A 17,980-nucleotide genomic window follows, 5' to 3' on the forward strand; every position below is an offset into this window, starting at 1 on the left:
ACCAATCATAAGAAATCGAAACCACATATAAATCTCCTCCTTGTATTTAGCTTAAAAAACGTTAGCTATATTACAAGTTACGTGGCACTCTTCATCATCACTTTCTTTCTTCTTTACAATTGCTGTTATAAATCGAATCATAAAGAATAGAACAAAAGGAATTTGTTCGTAATTCACCTTGGCATAGTTCAGCAACGGCTCGCGCTGCACATCGAACGGGGATGAGAAGGAATAGAACATACCTTGCTCTTCCATATATACAATTACAATTTTCATGCAAAATACTATTCCTAGAAACGAAACAATATCTTGCCATTCTGTCGTATATAACAGGTTATACAGCTCTAATACGTACTCTTCCATCATCATCCCCCCTTCCTTTTTTACCATTTTGCTCGCCTTCGTATAAAAAGTCAAGAAAAAAGTTTATATTCACTATGACAATAGTAATTACTCGTTTCTATGTTTATATATGATTCTTTTATAGCAATGATTGGGTGTAACTCTCTTCAAAAACAATAAATTAGAATCGAACGGATTCTTCATTTCTACTTTTAGGTTTCAAAACTGTGCTATTTTTATTTCTATTAAAAATAAAATAAGAAAGTATTATAAGAACAGTAACAAACATCGTTAAAAGTGCTTGTGGACGCAAAGATTCAATTGCAAGCATTGCAACTAAAACTGCTATAATAGCAGCAATTGTAACATACGTTACATATGGGAAAAGCCACATTTTCACTTTCAAATTTCTTTGTTCTACTTTTCCCATTTTTTTACGCATCTTTAAATGCGAAACTGCAATAACGAGATAAACGAGTAACGCGATCCCACCAGAAGCATTCACTAAAAATAAAAATACTTTATCTGGAGATATGTAACTAAAAACAACTCCAATATAAGCGAAGAAAGTTCCAAATAAAACTGCTCGAACTGGAACACCACTACTGTTCAATTTTAAAAACACCTTTGGAGCATCTCCTCTTTCTGCCATCGAAAAAAGCATTCTTGAGTTTGTATATAAGCCCGAATTTAAACAAGAGAGTACAGCTGTTAAAACGATAAAATTCATAATTTGTGCTGCCGCTGGTATTCCTATATGTTCAAGTACCGCTACAAATGGACTTTTTAGTATGTTTGCTGAATTCCACGGAAGGAGTGTAACGACTATAGCAATAGATCCAATGAAAAATACGAGAATACGCCAAATTACACTATTTGTTGCTGTTTTTACTGCTTTTACAGGCTCAGCAGACTCACCAGCCGCTACTGCTACAATCTCTGACCCCATAAATGAAAATATAACGACGGTAATTCCAAGCAGCACCGAACTTATCCCATTTGGCATAAATCCCCCTTGTCCTACTAAATTTGAAGTGCCAGGTGCTTCCGTTCCTGGTACAAATCCTAAAATAACAGCAAGTCCAAGACAAAAGAATAAGACGATACTTATTACTTTAATAAAAGAAAACCAATATTCAAACTCTCCAAATGATTTCACTGAAAAAACATTCGTCAACGTTAATAAAATCGTTAATATTAGGCTTAATAACCAGAGTGGGATGTCTGGAATCCAGTATTGAATAATACCAGCACCTGCTGTGGCTTCTATTGCAATAACAATTACCCAGAAAAACCAATATAGCCACCCAATTGTATACCCGGCCCATGGACCAATAGCTTCTCGTGCATATGTTGCAAATGAACCACTTGTCGGGTTAATAGCTGCCATTTCCCCCAACATTCTCATGACGAAAATGACTAAAAGTCCTGCTAATGCATATGAAACGATAGAACCTGGCCCGGCCGAATGTACAACTGCACCACTTCCAACAAACAAACCAGCCCCTATTACACCACCAATTGAGATCATCGTAATGTGGCGTATTTTTAGGTCTTTCTTAAGATTTTTATCCAAATCTTGTACATCCCCTTCCAAACTTTATTTTGAAATTTATGTAAGAGTATTATGCAAAAAACCTTGTCTTACACTTCTAAAAATATCAAAATATTATGAATTTTAAAAATGCACATCCACCTCCTTCATAAATTATTACATTAGGTTTAATAATTTTCCATACACAATTGTTGAGAAAATTATTAAACCTAACAAAAGATAGAATTTTCAGATATTATTAAAGAAACAAGATTATACATCTAGACAACTTTTTGTATAGGAGTGTTGATATGTTAAACAAGTTCAAATTTATTTGTTGTATGTTAGTAATTTTCTTACTGCTACCGCTAGCTCCCTTCCAAACAAAAGCAGCAAACAATTTAGGATCAAAATTACTCGTTGGATATTGGCATAACTTTGATAACGGTACTGGCATTATTAAATTAAAAGATGTTTCACCAAAATGGGATGTAATAAATGTATCTTTCGGTGAAACTGGTGGTGATCGTTCCACTGTTGAATTTTCCCCTGTGTATGGTACAGATGCAGAGTTCAAATCTGATATTTCCTATTTAAAAAGTAAAGGAAAAAAAGTAGTTCTTTCAATAGGTGGACAAAATGGAGTCGTTTTACTTCCTGACAATGCCGCTAAACAACGTTTTATTAATTCCATACAATCTCTAATCGATAAATACGGTTTTGATGGAATGGATATTGACCTTGAATCAGGTATTTACTTAAACGGCAATGACACTAATTTTAAAAACCCAACAACTCCTCAAATCGTGAATCTTATCTCAGCAATTCGAACGATTTCAGACCATTACGGCCCAGATTTCCTACTAAGCATGGCCCCTGAAACAGCTTATGTTCAAGGCGGGTATAGCGCATATGGAAGCATATGGGGTGCATATTTACCAATTATTTACGGAGTGAAAGACAAACTAACTTATATTCACGTTCAACACTATAATGCTGGTAGCGGCATTGGGATGGACGGTAATAATTATAATCAAGGAACCGCAGACTACGAGGTCGCGATGGCAGATATGCTCTTACATGGCTTTCCTGTAGGCGGTAATCCAAATAATATTTTCCCAGCTCTTCGTTCAGATCAAGTAATGATTGGACTTCCGGCGGCACCAGCAGCAGCTCCAAGTGGCGGGTATATTTCTCCAACTGAAATGAAAAAAGCTTTAGATTATATCATTAAAGGCGTTCCTTTCGGAGGAAAGTATAAGCTTTCTAACCAGAATAGCTACCCTGCATTTCGTGGTCTAATGTCTTGGTCCATTAATTGGGATGCAAAAAACAACTTTGAATTTTCCGATAACTACAGGACATATTTTGATGCTATTCCTTTGCAAAAATAATAAAAAACAGCAATAGGTTATATAACATATAACCTATTGCTGTTTTTTATTTATGTAAATTACTTTTTCACATCCATATCTACAGTACGAAGAGATTCATCTCCATTTCGTAAATAGCTATTTACGAGACTTAAAAGTAACTTCCCACCAACTAACATTGCACGTTCATCAAAATCAAATTGAGGATGATGATGCGGATATGTTGCTCCTATTTCTTCATTACCCGCACCTGTGAAGAAAAATGCTCCTGGAACATGTTCTAAGTAGTATGCAAAATCTTCACCACCCATAATAGGCGGCACTTCAATGACCCTTTCTCTTCCAAGATCACGTTCTGCAACCTCCATAAAATGACTCGTTTCCTCTACATGATTTATTAATATTGGATAGCCACGTTTATATTGAATATTAACTTCAGCCTGAAGAGACTGACAAATCCCCTCAACAACTCGTCTAAATTCCTTCTCCATATATTCTCTTACTTCAGGATCTAACGTTCGAATGGTTCCTGTAAACGTAGCAGTATCCGCAATAATATTATCCGCCTGACCAGCATGGAATGTACCAACTGTTAAAACTACGGATTGAAGTGGATCGACTTTTCTACTAACTAACAGTTGCAACTGGTTAATAATTTGTGTTGCAAAAATAATAGCATCTACAGTATGATGTGGCATACCTCCGTGACCACCTCGCCCTTGAACCTTCACCTCAAAAGAATCAGCTGCCGCCATCATTGCTCCTGCTTTCGCACCAACAATTCCTACAGGCATTTGAGAAGATACATGCGTACCAAAAACAACATCTACTCCTTCTAAACAACCATCCTCAATCATAGCGATAGCCCCGCCAGGCTCTTTCTCTTCTGCATGTTGGTGTATAAGAACTATTTTTCCAGAAAGTTGGTCTCTATGATCACTTAATATTTTTGCAACTCCTAAAAGTGTTGCTGTATGTCCATCATGGCCACAAGCGTGCATTACGCCCGGAACCTTTGATTTATATGAAACTTTCTTTTCATCTTGAATAGGTAGTGCATCAAAATCAGCACGCAACGCGATTGTCTTCCCAGATTTCCCACCTTCAATTACGCCGATGATTCCTCTTTCCCCGACATCTGTTTTCACATCAATATGAAAACTTTTTAAGATTGCAGCTATTTTTTTCGGTGTTTCTATTTCTTGAAACGATAGCTCTGGGTATTGATGAAAATCTCTTCGCCACGAAACCATTTGGTTATACAAACTTTCCAACTCTTTATGCCATGTTTCTATCATAGAAATTCCCCTTTCTTTTTTAACACTTTAAATTTAATTTACATAACATTCTGTATTTAATCAATAAAAAGGAGAACTTTCTCTGAAAGTCCTCCTACTATTCTAGAATCGTCTAATTACTATTTTGCTTCAACACAAATACTGAAAGTTCAGGTACACTCCAAAATCTAACCGGCATTCGGGTTGTCCCAATACCTCGATTTACATATAAATGTAACGGCTTATTCTTCCCTTCTAATTCATACATACCTTCAACATAGCTCTCAGCTAATTTTGTAGTAATTAATGGACCTATAAAAGGAATTTGAACTTGTCCTCCGTGACTATGCCCTGAAACTTGAAAATCAACTGGATAACAAGCTACTTTGTCTACAACATCCGGCTCATGTACTAATAGCATATTGAAATCTTGTTGCCTTACATGTTTTAAAGTCGCGTCTATTTGTGGCTTCCCTAATAAGAAATCATCCAAGCCTGATATTGTAATATATTTGCCGTTTCCCACTTTAATTTTCTGCACTTCATTTACTAATACAGAAAAACCAGCTTCCTCCATATACTTTTTATAAAACACACTACCACCCCCGCCCCTATCATGATTCCCAAACACAGCATATTTCCCTAAGGGAGCATTAATTTTCTGCAAAATAACCTTCGCTTCATCTTTTTCCGCACTATAAGATCCAAACTTATCTATTAAATCTCCTGTGAAAACAACTATATCTGGATGCAATTCATTCATCTTCTCCACCAAATTTTCTAGTTGTTTCAATGTAAACTCTGGTCCTAAATGTACATCTGAGAATTGCAATATTTTTTTATTATTAAACTCTTTAGGAATCGTCGGGGCTTCTATTTCATTCCACGTAACTGTTATTAGTTTTCGTTCTATTTCTGTCGCATAGAAATACAAGCTTACTGGAATCATTACTATACTTATGAAACTTATAATAAGTTTCTTTAAGATTGATTTTTTTTGTTCTTTTTTTACATGATGCGTATTCATGTTTTCACCTCTAGATGTAGTTTAAAATCCTTTTGTTACATTGATGTGACAACATGAAAAAAATTGGGGTTTCAACACGTTGTAGCAAATATGTTTGTTATCCCAGCTGCAATTTTTACCGGTCATTTAACTTGGATTGAATATTTCCCAAACTTCTTGTTTTCTTTGGGAATTTAGTAAGCGGTTTGTATTTTGTAGAACTACCTTATTTCATATCTTATAATAAGAAACTACCTACAAATAAAGAGAAGACTGAAATACAGAACAAATCTATATCCGCTTAAATGGAATGGTTATAAAGTAGGCTAAAAAATATTACAAATTTCATTTTTTTCGTGAATATATCTACGTACACTTGTTCTCGAATGTTTTATACGTTATAATAACAACTTAAATAGCATTATTTACATATGAGGTGAAAAACATGAATAAAACAGAATTAATTAAAAACGTAGCACAAAATGCTGAGATTTCTCAAAAAGAAGCTACTGTAGTTGTACAAACTGTAGTAGAATCAATCACTAACGCTTTAGCTGCTGGTGAAAAAGTACAACTTATCGGATTCGGTACATTCGAAGTTCGTGAAAGAGCTGCTCGTACAGGCCGTAACCCACAAACTGGTGAAGAAATGCAAATCGCAGCTTCTAAAGTACCTGCTTTCAAAGCTGGTAAAGAACTAAAAGAAGCTGTAAAATAATGAAAAAATAGCCTTCTCGTTTATGAGAAGGCTATTTTTTCATAACATAATTAATAAAAATCTGACCATTGTGCTGTTTTTTTTGTTCCTTTATGCAAATAAAACCTTTCCTTTCAAAGAAAGATTTTGCTGTAATACTCGCCTCTGTATATATATCCCCGTGCCCTAAGTTCACTGCTTCTTTTTCTAACTTCTGTAATATGTATGAAGCTACCCCTTTTCCTTGATAATCTTTATGCGTAAATAAGCGATCTATGTAATGCTCATCATTATAATCCCCAAACCCCACTATCACACCTCTATACTCAGCAACGTAACAAATATTCTTTTCTAAAGACTGTAGCCATCTTTCTCTATCTAGTCGCTTTGGCGCCCATGCCTGTAGCTGTAACTCGTTATAATCTCTTGCATTCACCGTATGAACTGTTTCATAGAACAATTGTAATACTGTTTCTAAATCCTCTTTCTGGAATGTCCTAATTATAATATCCGTTAACATATATGAGTCTCCTTACTAAACTAACACTCGGCTTTCTACTATAATAAGATTCAATATTGCTGCTTTATTATACCTTTTTTCTTTTTATACAAACAAAAAAACAACACTTATTCAAAGTATTGTTTTTTTGTATAAAAGCATTTTCAATTACTCTATAAATTAAAATTTTTATTATTTTAATTTCACTCTTTGCAATCTTAGTGCATTTAATACGACTGATACCGAGCTAAATGCCATCGCCGCCCCTGCAACCCAAGGTGCTAAGAAACCTAATGCTGCAATTGGGATCCCTAAGCCATTATAAGCTAACGCCCAGAATAGGTTTTGCTTAATATTTCTAATCGTCATTTTACTCATAAAAATTGCATCGGCAATACTATTTAAATCACCACGGATTAACGTAATATCCGCTGCTTCCATCGCTACATCCGTTCCTGTTCCAATTGCCATACCAATGTCTGCTGTAGCAAGAGCAGGAGCATCATTTATTCCATCTCCAACCATCGCTACTTTCTTACCTTGCGCTTGCAGTTTTTTCACTTCTTCTGCTTTTCCTTCTGGCAATACTTCTCCAATTACGTGATCAATACCAACTTGCCCTGCAATTGCCTGAGCAGTTTGTGTATTATCCCCTGTAATCATAACAACGTCTAGACCCATTTTCTTAAGTCGTGCGATAGCTGCTTTTGAAGTATCTTTTACAGTATCCGCAACAGCAACTATTCCAGCATACTCCTTATCTATCGCTATTAACATTGCTGTTTTTCCTTCTCGCTCTAGCTCTTCCATCGATTTAGAAACTTCTTCAATATCAATATTAAACTTCGTCATTAATCGACGTGTACCAATTAATAATTGTTTCCCTTCAACAATCGATTCAATACCGAACCCAGGAATTGCTTCAAATGTTTCCGAACTTGGTATATCAATTTTCTTTTCTTTAATTCCTTCTACTATCGCTTCTGCAAGTGGGTGTTCAGAATTTTTTTCTGCCGCTCCTACTAAACGTAGTATTTCTTCTTCATGGAATCCATCTGCTACAATTATATCTGTTAATACTGGCTTCCCATTTGTCACAGTACCCGTTTTGTCTAAAATAACCGTATCTAATCGGTGCGTTGCTTCTAAATGCTCTCCACCTTTAAATAAAATACCATACTCAGCTGATCTTCCTGATCCAGCCATAATAGATGTAGGTGTCGCAAGACCTAACGCACATGGGCAGGCGATAACAAGTACTGCTATCATTTTCTCAAGCGCTCCGCCAAAATCACCAGGTGTAACAAATATCATCCACACTGCAAATGTAATAATAGCAATCACAACTACAACCGGTACGAAAATACCAGAAATTTGATCAGCTACCCGTTGAATAGGCGCTTTCGATCCTTGCGCTTCTTCTACTACTTTAATAATTTGAGCTAATGCCGTATCTCTACCTACCTTAGTTGCTTTAACTTTTAAAAATCCATTTTTATTTATTGTAGAACCAATTACTACATCTCCAATTGTTTTATCAACTGGAATACTTTCACCCGTTAACATCGATTCATCAATCGCAGATTTTCCTTCTACAATTTCTCCATCAACTGGTATTTTTTCACCAGGTTTTACATAAACGATATCACCAGCTACCACTTCTTCGATTAAAATCTTCATTTCTGTTCCATCTCGTACAACTGTAGCTGTTTTCGCTTGTAATCCCATTAACTTTTTAATTGCTTCTGATGAACGTCCCTTTGCCTTTGCTTCAAATAATTTACCTAAAATAATTAATGTAATAAGTACCGCACTCGTTTCAAAATATAAATCTGTCATATGTTCCGAAGAACCAATAGATTGAATACTTAAATATACACTATAGAAATAAGCGGCCGACGTTCCAAGTGCCACGAGAACATCCATATTCGCACTTTTATTACGTAACGCTTTATAAGCTCCAATATAAAACTGTCCACCAATGATAAATTGAACAGGAGTTGCAAGAGCTAGCTGTACCCAAGGGTTCATTAGCATATCAGGTAAATAAATAAACGATGTAAATGAGAAATGACTCACCATTGCCCACAATAACGGGAATGATAAAATAAACGAAATAATAAATTTTTTCTTTTGTCGTTTAATTTCTTGTAAGCGATGATCTGTTGATCCATCTCGCTCATCTGATTTCACTTCTAATTTATATCCTAACTTTGTAATCGTACTCTTCATTTCATTTACACTGACTTCATCAGGATTAAAGTCTACCGTTGCCGACTCTAAAGCGAAATTAACCGTCGCTTTGTTCACACCATCTAACTTATTTAAACGCTTTTCAACTCTATTGGCACATGCTGCACATGTCATTCCTGAAACAGTAAATTCAGCTTTATCACTTACAATTCCATATCCTAACGATTCAACTTTTTCTTTAAAGTGTTGCGGAGTTGTTTTAGTTGGATCGTACATTATTTTTGTTTTTTCAAGTGCAAAATTTACATTTGCATCATGAACACCTTCTACTTTTTTCAGACCTTTTTCAATTCTATTGGCACATGCTGCACATGTCATTCCTGATATTTGAAGATTGGCCTCTTTTTGTTCATTCATGTCTCTCACCTCTATATACCCTTGTGAGGTATAATTATTAGCAAAATAAATCGTACTTCGTTTAAAGTACGATTTATTTCCATATCTAAAAATAATTATTGAACATCGTATCCTTGATCTTCAATTACAGCAACGATATCTTTTAATGTTATAGCAGACGAGTCGATAGTAACTTCAACAGTTCCTTCTGCTAATTGAACCTTCACTTTTTCAACACCGTTTAGCTCTTTCACACTGCTTTCGATAGAGTTTACACAATGTCCACAAGACATACCTTCAACTTTTAATGTTAACTGTTCCATTTAAAATCCTCCTCTTGTTTCTTCATTGTTTGTTAATCACAACTACATTTTACCATACCCCCCTAAGGTAATCAATGGTTTTGTATCATGATTTTTCAATTATTTTCTAAACGTTTATTTTACACACACTTTTTCACTACAATACACCTAAATCCAATATACGGGTAAACAAAAAAACAAGCCAGTTACATACTAGCTTGTTTTTACGCTTTTGAAAAACGTTCAAATACTGTCATTAATTCTTCAATTGCTTCGTCACCATTTCCATTTTTAATAGCTCCTGAAACACAATGACTCGTATGATTTTTTAAGACACCCATTCCTACTTTTTTCATCGCTGCATTAATCGCTGAAATTTGCACTAAAATATCAACGCAATAACGATCATTTTCAATCATATTTTGAATACCACGAACTTGTCCTTCGATTCTCTTCAATCTATTTATAATTTGCTCTTTCTCTTTTTCTGATCTATGTGTTACTGATTCATGCTCTTTATGATCCATATTATCACCTTCTTAAAATTTCTCTTCATCCAATAAAACAATTGCTTTTATGAGTATACCAATTATAGCATTAAATATCTATGTATGATACCCCATATGAGTATATTTCCACTTTATGATTATTCTTAACACATTATTAGCTTCTCAGTCTCAATTTTTATTATACCCTTTCCTTTTTGTAAAAAAATCATTATATCTCCAATCAAAATCCAATAAAGTGAAATTTTAATTAGCCCTCACCAATCGAGCTTTTATGGGCAGCCCGACCTTCACCTACCTTCTTTGCTTTCGCTGAATTTTGAGGTGGGGGTCTTACTGCCTGGCAAATAGCGGGATAAATTGAAACAATAATAAGCGGGGATTGTCCATCCCCGCTTATTATTCGCCTACAAATATAAAAGCCTCAATCTTCACACGTTTAAATTGAGACTTTTTTCTTCCTATATATAGTTATTGCTGATCACATACTTTTGTATCATTCACTACTGAAGTTCCTTCAACGGTCACCGTATGAAAACAATCATTCACTCGAACTGTCACAACATTATCTTGCCGATCAATGATATGATATTCATTAAAATTTTTATTCAGAGCACTGCGAATTTGTTCTCCTTCATAAATTGGGATGCCATGTGATAGAACCCAAATCAGTCCAGCGATAGCAAGAATAGTTTTCATACGATCTACCTCCTTGAGAATATAGTGAACTTTTAATCCGCGCTTTTTCAGCTCTATTCCTCTTGATTTGAATGAATCAAGCCTTTTTGGAAATAAGTTCATTTCGTCTATTTTATGTTTATGCTAATTGTGACGGAAATGTGACAACTTTTTGTCTCTTTAGACGAAAAGTTGAAACAAAACTTTCAAAAAGGACAATTCTACTTATGAAAAAAGGTTACGGAATGTTTCATCCATAACCTTTTTTCAGCCCTATTTTACAACTCAGCCACCGTACTTCATGTGATTTTAGTAGACTTGTTTTATTTTTATTTATCAACATCAAAGCAAAATCTCGAAAAAACTTCCCACACAAGTTCATTTCTACTACTTACCCCAGTCTTTTCAAAAATGGATTTTAAATGATCTTGTACTGTGTATATAGATATACACAGTTCTTGGGCTAATTCCTTTGTCGACATACCTGTAAGAATTTTACGTACTACTTGCTTCTCACGTGTTGTAAAACTATAAACTTCCATAATAAGCGGAAAGATTTCTTCTGGTCTTGCTCTTTCGAAAAGAACAACATAACCAGCCTGAAAACTACTTGTACATTCTAACTTACTGGCCCGAATGATTAGAAAATGTCCATAGGCTAAAGGTATACAAACTTTTTCTTCTCTCCGTATGCAATCTACATTATATTCGTTAGCCTTTACTTTCGAACAAACTGCTCGTATTGGTCTTGGTATTTCTTTTATATTTAACTGTTCATACTTTCTAAGATTTGAGAGCCAATCGCTGCCATCTTGATTCCAATATAATAAATTAAAATCCTCACTTAATATAATCGTGCCTGTCCCTATCACCTTCTCTTCTGAAAAAGGTATAGGAAATGCCTTTTTTAAAGCCTCTCCAGCAATTGGGACTATCGTTGCTAAGTACTTACAATCATCGATATGAAAAACGGGACTGGTACTCCCTCGAAATAAACTAAGATGCCCAAAACATTTCCCCTTACTTATACAAACGCCCCTTAATTCATCTCCAAAACTTGCTGGTTTTAAAATATTTCGGTATCTAGAACTTTTCTTTTGCTCACCATTTGTCGCCATACTAAGAGCAGCAACATGAGGTGAGTGTTCTGATAAATATTTAAATTTATTAAAATCATCATCTAGAAATTCATTCATAAACAATTGTGGATGAATCTTTTCAACACTTGCATCCGTAAATGCCCCAGTAGATAAAAAAGAAATTGGGTCTATAATTGTAAAACAAGCGGCTTCAAAATCAATAACTTTACGAATCAAGTGGAGAAATGACTTTTGAAATGTCCTTATAGAACTTATACGATTCGCTAGCATTGTAATTTCTTTCGTTGTTTTTTCATACATCCTCTTCCCCCCAGATTTATGGGATTGTTCACCTTCATACATTTATTTCATAATAAAGCTATAGTACATATACTTAGGAGGTCAAAAATGAATTGGAATGATACTACCGTAAGTTCATATGAACAAAGAATTCCATTAAAAATCCCAAGCTATTACACCCTATACGACATGATAAATCATTTCTTGTTTACTACACTCCCTAAAGAACATATCAATCCGAATTTACTAGTTATAGGTGCTGGAGGTGGACAAGAGATCCTCTCAATAGGTAAACAAAATAGCAATTTATCTTTTACAGGTGTTGATCCATCTGAAAGCATGCTACAGTTAGCTAAAAAAAGAATTGAAAACGAAGGCGTACAGAACCAAATTCACTTCGTACATGGAACTGTCCATTCATTATTACCAAATTCGTTATTTGACACCGCTACCTGTATGCTTGTTCTTCATTTCATCCCAACTATTGAGGAGAAAAAAGAGCTTCTTCATGAAATTAGTAGGCGCTTAAAACCTGACGCTCCATTCTTTCTCTCTACAATAAATGGTGTACCCCATACAAGTATGTTTTCTGCGCAATTGAATGCTTGGCAAAACTACATGATACAAAATCAAATTCCATTAGAAGATTGGGACCGGTTTGAAAATTCTTTTGAAACAGACATATTTCCTATTTCCGAAAATAATCTACTTGCTATTATGGAAGAATGTGGATTTAATCAAATCAATCGCTTTTTCACTAGCTTTTTAATTGATGGATACGTAGCAATAAAACAATAATGAAAAAAGGTAAGCAATCGCTTACCTTTTTTCATATACTTCTTCTACACTTGACTAATAAATCGCAATCCTTTACTTAAAGACGTTGGGACAACAGATGCGTGATTCTCCCCTTCCGCTTCATAAAACTTAAATTTAAGTTTATCATGTGTTACTTGGAGAAGTCGCTCTGATAATTCATTTGCACCTACAACCATATGCTCTCGTTCTAGTGACCCAACTGTAAGGAATACCCCTGTTTCAAACTTAGCATTGTTTAATTCATTTATAAGGTTCTCTTCTTTTTCAAGTACAGATCGGTTATTCCACCAAATAGATGGACTACTAATAAAATAATTTTGAAAGGCATTTACGTTTGTAAATAGTATGTGTAAAGCAAATAGGCCACCTAGCGAATGCCCAAATAACGTTTGTTTTCCTTTATCAATCGCAAAACTTTTTTCAATTTGCGGTTTAACTTCTTCTTCAATAAAAGTAAAGAAGTTATGTGCTCCTCCTGTTTTAGGCCACGGTTTACCGTCTGGTTTTAAAGGAGCATCTTTTGAAATTACGCTAGGTGTAAAATCATAGCATCTTTCTTCTCCTGAAAATGCTCCTTCAATTGGATAACCGATACCTACTATAACGGCTGGTGAAACACCTGTTTTTTCAGCCCTTACTGATTGTATTTTAACCGCTTCATGAAATGTTTGAAAAAAGGCATTGCCATCTAATACGTATATGACAGGGTATCCTGAATCCGGTGCTGGTTGCCTCGGCTTTGAAATATGAATTTGATATTCCTTACCCTCTACTTTTGAATACATTTTCCACTGTTCTGTATTAGATGTAATAATCTGCTGTTTTTCAATAGTAGTATTCACCCTATCTCCCCCTTTTAACTCGTTACATATATTTCTACTTTTTCTTCTTGAGATACAACACTATCATAACCGAAACAAACAGGAGCCCCATTATACGGGTCAATCATGACACGCGCATCAATATGAAATACTTCTTTTAATACTTCATTTGTAATAATTTCTTCTGGACTACCAGTTGTAACAATTTCCCCATCTTTCATTGCAATAATTTCATCGGAAAACCTTGCTGCGTGGTTAATATCATGCAATACCATTACAATCGTACAATTATGTTCTCTATTTAACTTTTCTACAATTTGCAATACATCTAATTGGTGAGACATATCAAGATATGTAGTCGGTTCATCTAATAGCAACACTTCTGTCTCTTGCGCTAAAGCCATCGCTAGCCATACCTTTTGTCGTTGACCACCTGATAAATTTGCAATTTGTCTCGTTCTAAATTCTGAAGTTTTCGTTATATCTAATGCCCAATCAATCATTTCTTTATCTTTTGAGGTTAACTTGTTTACGTTATTTCGATGTGGATAGCGTCCATAAGAAATTAATTCTTCTACTTTAAGCTCTCCTGGTGCAATCGGAGTTTGCGGAAGTAAGGCTAACAGCTTGGCAATTTCTTTCGTTGGAATTGTATTTAAATCCTGTCCTTGCAAATAAACTTTTCCGCTTTTTTGCTTTAAAATTCGTCCCATCGTTTTTAATAGTGTTGATTTACCGCACCCGTTTGGCCCTATAATTGTCGTTACTTTTCCTTCTTGTATTTCCACATTTAAATCGCGAAACACTGTAAGTTTTTCATAACTCGTTTCTAAATTTTTTGCACTTAAAATACTCACTTTTATTCCTCCTCTTACGCTTTCGCCTTATAAAGTAAATATAAGAAATACGGTACACCGACAATAGAAATAACGATTCCAACTGGTAACTCTACAGGTGTGAAAACTGTTTTTGCAATAAAGTCTGAAGCAATTACAAGAAACATTCCGATTACTCCGCACGTAGGAATGATATGCTTATGCTGAATACCAACAAGTCTTTTCGCTATATGCGGTGCCATTAGTCCGATGAAACCAATACTTCCTGAAACAGCAACACATGCGCTCACAAGTCCGATACTACTTAATAGTAAAATTGATTTCTCTCTTTCTACTGAAACACCTAAACTCGTAATACTCGTTTCTTCCAATTGAAATAAATCTAATAAATAAGCTTTCTTCTGTATAAGTGGAATTAAAATGATAAGCCACGGTAACATAGCAATAATATACTTCCAGTTTGCACTATATATGCTTCCAGACACCCAAACTGCAGCCATCTCAAAATCAGATGATTTCATTTTGAGTGATAAATACATAGAGAATGCGCCAAACCCTGAACCGATTGCAATCCCTGTTAACAAAAGTCGCTGCGAATCTAACTTACCGTTTTTCCAAGAAAACAGATAGATTATAATGGCTGCACCTAATCCACCAACTAGGCCAAACATCGGCATCATCATTATAGAAATCCAGTCTGTGCTCTTTAATTGTCCTTGAAAGAAAAACATAAAAATGACGATAGCTGTACCTGCTCCGGCATTTACTCCTAAAATACCTGGGTCCGCCAAACCATTTCTCGTAATCCCTTGAATTACAGCACCCGCAACGCCTAATCCTAATCCTACTAATCCAGCAATTACAATGCGCGGAAGACGAAACTCAAAAATAACTAAATCATGCTCTGGTAACGGATCTATTCTAAAAAGTGTTTTAAATACATCTGTAATCGTAATATCAAACGTTCCATTCGTTAAACTAATATAAATGGCACATAGTATTAAAAATATAATAATCCCCATCGTCATTCCAAAACGTTGACTTGAACTTTTAAGCATGTCTCTCTCCTCCTCTTGTACGGATTAAATAAAGGAAGAAAGGAATCCCAATTAAAGATGTAACGACTCCAATTGGCGTTTCAAATGGATAGTTTACAAATCTACTTAATACATCACATAAAGCTAAGAAAACTCCACCAATAACACCCGCACATGGTAAAATCCACTTATAATCTACCCCAATAATAAAGCGAGTAATGTGTGGAATAATTAAGCCTACAAAACCAACTTTTCCTACTAAAGCAACTGCTGTTCCTGTTAAAAAAATTACTGATAAAATTGCCATCGCTTTTACTAGTTTTGTACGCTGCCCTAGATTAATAGAAACTTCTTCTCCTAAAGAAAGAATGGTAATAGATTTCGCTATTAACAGCGCTAAAACTATCCCAATTATCCCAAAAGGTATCGTGATTTTAATTATATTAGGGTCCACTTGGTCTAACTTTGCATTAAACCAAAAACTAACATTTTGAGAGATTTGGAAATACGAAGCCATCGCAGCTGATACACTGCTTAAAAATGTTCCAATAACTGTCCCTATAATTGCTAACCTAACAGGAGATAAGCCATTTTGAAGAAGTGAGCCAAAACCAAACACGATACCGGCCCCTAGTGCAGAACCAATCATTGAACATAAAACCATACCAATTGATGACATTCCTGGAAGAAAAATCATACATAGTGTAATAACAAAGGCTGCACCATCCGTCACACCCATAATAGAAGGGGATGCAAGATAGTTTCTTGTCATCCCCTGCATAAGTGCTCCTGATATGGCTAGAAATGCTCCGACTAAAAGAGCTGCAACTACCCTTGGTAAACGTGAAGTAATAATAATATTATGATTTACATCGCTTGAATCAAAATGAAATAATGCGTTCCACACTGTTTCAGCATCAATACTTTTCGCACCATACAAAATAGAAAGTATAACTGTAGCTAAGATGAGTATGGGTGCTATACATAATATAGTTACTGGTACTGCATTTGTTTTCTGCATATCATTCAACGCACCTTACTTATTGTATTATTTAGATAAATTTTTCACTGCTTCTTTTAAGAATGCTGTTTTACTCCAAGCTGTACCACCTTGTGCCATTGGATCCACAACGTTTACAAATACTTTCTTTTCTTTCGCAGCATTCATACTTTGCCAAATTGGATTGCTTTCAATTTCTTCTAGTACTTTCGGGTTTTTATTTTCACTTGCCTCGTATTGTAAGAAAATATAATCCGGGTTAAGTTCAGCAAGTTTTTCAAATGAAATTTTCTCTTGTGCTTTTACAGTTTTCAATTGTTCTGGAGCAGTTAGTCCAAGATCTTTATAAATGACAGGGTTAAAGTATACACCTTCAGGATATAGGAATAATTCGTTTGCTCTTAGTCTAACGACAAGTACTTTTTTGTCTTTTAACTTATCTCCTAGTTTTGCTTTTGCTTTTTCAGCGTCCGCATTGTAATCTTTAATAATCTTTTCTGCTTTATCTTTTTTACCAGTTAATTCTCCCATTAACTTTAAGTTATCCTCCCAATTTGTTGAAACGTGTGATACCGGGAACGTCGGAGCTACTTTTGTAAACTTTTCAGCTGTTTCTGCTGGGAATTTCGTACTTGATGTAATAACATCTGGTTTTAATTGAAGTAATGTTTCAAAATTCGGTTGCATTTTCTCACCAACAGATTTTGCACCCTCTAAATCTTTTTCAAGATACTTTGGTAATTTACCACCTACAGTAATCGCACCAACTGGTTTAATTCCAAGTACGGCCGCATCTTCCATTGACTCTAAACTAGCTGTCGCAATTTTATCTACTTTTGCTGGCACTGTATATTCTTTACCTAAATATGTAATTTTTCGCTTTTCGTCTTTTTTCGTTTCCGTAGCTTTTGTCTGTTGCTTTTGCTCCCCTGAAGTTTTATCCGCACTATTACATGCCGCTAACCCTACACTTAAAACTGTAACCATCCCTAACGTAAATAACTTCTTGTTCATCTTTATATATCTCCTCTCGAAACCTGTAAATAGATTATTTTTATATAAAAACTTAACTACATGAAACTTGTTCCATGCATATAATTCATTAGATTAATAATTTTATCCGGAACTCATTCTCGTTCACTTCCCCTAAACTATAATTCTTTCACACTTCATCCATTGATAACCCTTTTCACTGATAATGATTATCGTTACTAAGTATATATTTAATATGCAATTATTTCAAGAATGATTTGAAAAATTTTAACAAACTGAATTAAAAAGAAGT

18 protein-coding genes and 1 pseudogene are annotated in these 17,980 nt (G+C 34.9%); 4 read left to right on the forward strand and 15 right to left on the reverse strand.

Features of this window, described 5'->3' with window-relative positions:
* Nucleotides 1-51: 51 nt before the first annotated feature.
* Entirely contained in the window at nt 52-390 is a 339-nt protein-coding gene (locus tag MHB70_RS16870) for a hypothetical protein (protein WP_002039366.1), read from the reverse strand.
* A 133-nt stretch (nt 391-523) separates the two neighbouring features.
* Nucleotides 524-1,918, reverse strand: a complete 1,395-nt coding sequence (gabP, locus tag MHB70_RS16875; RefSeq protein WP_061529795.1) for a GABA permease — start codon at nt 1,916-1,918, stop codon at nt 524-526.
* 269 nt (nt 1,919-2,187) lie between these two features.
* On the opposite strand from gabP, the gene MHB70_RS16880 reads away from it, so the two are divergent.
* Complete coding sequence (locus MHB70_RS16880; protein WP_061529796.1) at nt 2,188-3,270, forward strand: chitinase; 1,083 nt, start codon at nt 2,188-2,190, stop codon at nt 3,268-3,270.
* Nucleotides 3,271-3,329: 59 nt separating this feature from the next.
* On the opposite strand, the gene MHB70_RS16885 is transcribed toward MHB70_RS16880, so the two are convergent.
* Both MHB70_RS16885 and MHB70_RS16890 read right to left on the reverse strand, forming a co-directional pair.
* The gene (locus MHB70_RS16885) at nt 3,330-4,547 is read right to left on the reverse strand and encodes a M20 metallopeptidase family protein (protein WP_061529797.1); all 1,218 of its coding nucleotides are present in this window, start codon (nt 4,545-4,547) and stop codon (nt 3,330-3,332) included.
* A gap of 112 nt (nt 4,548-4,659) precedes the next feature.
* On the reverse strand, nt 4,660-5,553 hold the full coding sequence (locus MHB70_RS16890) for a metallophosphoesterase (RefSeq protein WP_001091710.1): 894 nt from the start codon (nt 5,551-5,553) through the stop codon (nt 4,660-4,662).
* A gap of 63 nt (nt 5,554-5,616) precedes the next feature.
* Here MHB70_RS16890 and MHB70_RS16895 point away from each other — a divergent pair.
* Together MHB70_RS16895 and MHB70_RS16900 are read left to right on the forward strand one after the other, a co-directional pair.
* Nucleotides 5,617-5,837 (forward strand): annotated as a pseudogene (locus MHB70_RS16895) (formate/nitrite transporter family protein); the annotation flags it as partial.
* Nucleotides 5,838-5,977: 140 nt separating this feature from the next.
* Nucleotides 5,978-6,250 carry an HU family DNA-binding protein gene (locus tag MHB70_RS16900; RefSeq protein WP_001043903.1) on the forward strand — a complete coding sequence of 91 codons (273 nt, stop codon included), beginning with the start codon at nt 5,978-5,980 and terminating at the stop codon, nt 6,248-6,250.
* Between the two features lie 31 nt (nt 6,251-6,281).
* Here the strand turns inward: MHB70_RS16900 and MHB70_RS16905 are convergent, their stop codons facing one another.
* From MHB70_RS16905 to MHB70_RS16930, 6 genes are all read right to left on the reverse strand, one after another.
* On the reverse strand, nt 6,282-6,749 hold the full coding sequence (locus MHB70_RS16905) for a GNAT family N-acetyltransferase (protein WP_000954491.1): 468 nt from the start codon (nt 6,747-6,749) through the stop codon (nt 6,282-6,284).
* A gap of 171 nt (nt 6,750-6,920) precedes the next feature.
* A complete protein-coding gene (locus MHB70_RS16910) occupies nt 6,921-9,338 on the reverse strand; it encodes a heavy metal translocating P-type ATPase (protein WP_061529798.1) in 2,418 nt (805 codons plus the stop codon).
* Nucleotides 9,339-9,433: 95 nt separating this feature from the next.
* A complete protein-coding gene (gene copZ, locus MHB70_RS16915; RefSeq protein ID WP_000436967.1) occupies nt 9,434-9,640 on the reverse strand; it encodes a copper chaperone CopZ in 207 nt (68 codons plus the stop codon).
* Between the two features lie 203 nt (nt 9,641-9,843).
* Nucleotides 9,844-10,146, reverse strand: coding sequence for a metal-sensing transcriptional repressor (locus tag MHB70_RS16920; protein WP_000349642.1), 303 nt, complete (start codon nt 10,144-10,146; stop codon nt 9,844-9,846).
* 450 nt (nt 10,147-10,596) lie between these two features.
* The gene (locus MHB70_RS16925; protein ID WP_000849103.1) at nt 10,597-10,824 is read right to left on the reverse strand and encodes a hypothetical protein; all 228 of its coding nucleotides are present in this window, start codon (nt 10,822-10,824) and stop codon (nt 10,597-10,599) included.
* A gap of 308 nt (nt 10,825-11,132) precedes the next feature.
* Nucleotides 11,133-12,203, reverse strand: coding sequence for a helix-turn-helix transcriptional regulator (locus tag MHB70_RS16930; RefSeq protein ID WP_000273065.1), 1,071 nt, complete (start codon nt 12,201-12,203; stop codon nt 11,133-11,135).
* A gap of 87 nt (nt 12,204-12,290) precedes the next feature.
* Here MHB70_RS16930 and MHB70_RS16935 point away from each other — a divergent pair, with 87 nt between their 5' ends.
* Nucleotides 12,291-12,980 (forward strand): class I SAM-dependent methyltransferase, encoded by a 690-nt coding sequence (locus MHB70_RS16935; RefSeq protein WP_061529799.1) that lies wholly within the window; start codon nt 12,291-12,293, stop codon nt 12,978-12,980.
* 44 nt (nt 12,981-13,024) lie between these two features.
* Here MHB70_RS16935 and MHB70_RS16940 read toward each other — a convergent pair whose 3' ends face one another.
* Genes MHB70_RS16940 through MHB70_RS16960 form a run of 5 tightly spaced genes read right to left on the reverse strand, consistent with a single transcriptional unit; the run spans nt 13,025 to nt 17,709 of the window.
* Complete coding sequence (locus tag MHB70_RS16940) at nt 13,025-13,843, reverse strand: alpha/beta hydrolase (protein WP_001098325.1); 819 nt, start codon at nt 13,841-13,843, stop codon at nt 13,025-13,027.
* A 14-nt stretch (nt 13,844-13,857) separates the two neighbouring features.
* Entirely contained in the window at nt 13,858-14,679 is an 822-nt protein-coding gene (locus MHB70_RS16945; RefSeq protein ID WP_000025775.1) for an ABC transporter ATP-binding protein, read from the reverse strand.
* Nucleotides 14,680-14,693: 14 nt separating this feature from the next.
* Nucleotides 14,694-15,716, reverse strand: coding sequence for a FecCD family ABC transporter permease (locus MHB70_RS16950; RefSeq protein WP_000920443.1), 1,023 nt, complete (start codon nt 15,714-15,716; stop codon nt 14,694-14,696).
* Nucleotides 15,709-16,716, reverse strand: coding sequence for a FecCD family ABC transporter permease (locus tag MHB70_RS16955; protein ID WP_001173039.1), 1,008 nt, complete (start codon nt 16,714-16,716; stop codon nt 15,709-15,711). The genes MHB70_RS16950 and MHB70_RS16955 overlap by 8 nt, the downstream gene beginning before the upstream one ends.
* A 27-nt stretch (nt 16,717-16,743) precedes the next feature.
* Nucleotides 16,744-17,709, reverse strand: a complete 966-nt coding sequence (locus MHB70_RS16960; protein ID WP_001035500.1) for an iron-hydroxamate ABC transporter substrate-binding protein — start codon at nt 17,707-17,709, stop codon at nt 16,744-16,746.
* Between the last annotated feature and the right edge of the window lie 271 nt (nt 17,710-17,980).

Origin of the sequence: Bacillus sp. FSL M7-1020, assembly GCF_038050415.1 — a bacterium.
Taxonomy (GTDB): Bacteria; Bacillota; Bacilli; order Bacillales; family Bacillaceae_G; genus Bacillus_A; species Bacillus_A toyonensis.

Excerpts from the sequence above, each read along its gene's own strand:
- MHB70_RS16870 (WP_002039366.1), bottom strand. The coding sequence starts at position 390 with ATGGTAAAAAAGGAAGGGGGGATGATGATGGAAGAGTACGTATTAGAG.
- MHB70_RS16880 (WP_061529796.1), top strand. The coding sequence starts at position 2,188 with ATGTTAAACAAGTTCAAATTTATTTGTTGTATGTTAGTAATTTTCTTA.
- MHB70_RS16885 (WP_061529797.1), bottom strand. The coding sequence starts at position 4,547 with ATGATAGAAACATGGCATAAAGAGTTGGAAAGTTTGTATAACCAAATG.
- MHB70_RS16890 (WP_001091710.1), bottom strand. The coding sequence starts at position 5,553 with ATGAATACGCATCATGTAAAAAAAGAACAAAAAAAATCAATCTTAAAG.
- MHB70_RS16900 (WP_001043903.1), top strand. The coding sequence starts at position 5,978 with ATGAATAAAACAGAATTAATTAAAAACGTAGCACAAAATGCTGAGATT.
- MHB70_RS16905 (WP_000954491.1), bottom strand. The coding sequence starts at position 6,749 with ATGTTAACGGATATTATAATTAGGACATTCCAGAAAGAGGATTTAGAA.
- MHB70_RS16910 (WP_061529798.1), bottom strand. The coding sequence starts at position 9,338 with ATGAATGAACAAAAAGAGGCCAATCTTCAAATATCAGGAATGACATGT.
- copZ (WP_000436967.1), bottom strand. The coding sequence starts at position 9,640 with ATGGAACAGTTAACATTAAAAGTTGAAGGTATGTCTTGTGGACATTGT.
- MHB70_RS16920 (WP_000349642.1), bottom strand. The coding sequence starts at position 10,146 with ATGGATCATAAAGAGCATGAATCAGTAACACATAGATCAGAAAAAGAG.
- MHB70_RS16925 (WP_000849103.1), bottom strand. The coding sequence starts at position 10,824 with ATGAAAACTATTCTTGCTATCGCTGGACTGATTTGGGTTCTATCACAT.
- MHB70_RS16930 (WP_000273065.1), bottom strand. The coding sequence starts at position 12,203 with ATGTATGAAAAAACAACGAAAGAAATTACAATGCTAGCGAATCGTATA.
- MHB70_RS16935 (WP_061529799.1), top strand. The coding sequence starts at position 12,291 with ATGAATTGGAATGATACTACCGTAAGTTCATATGAACAAAGAATTCCA.
- MHB70_RS16950 (WP_000920443.1), bottom strand. The coding sequence starts at position 15,716 with ATGCTTAAAAGTTCAAGTCAACGTTTTGGAATGACGATGGGGATTATT.
- MHB70_RS16955 (WP_001173039.1), bottom strand. The coding sequence starts at position 16,716 with ATGCAGAAAACAAATGCAGTACCAGTAACTATATTATGTATAGCACCC.
- MHB70_RS16960 (WP_001035500.1), bottom strand. The coding sequence starts at position 17,709 with ATGAACAAGAAGTTATTTACGTTAGGGATGGTTACAGTTTTAAGTGTA.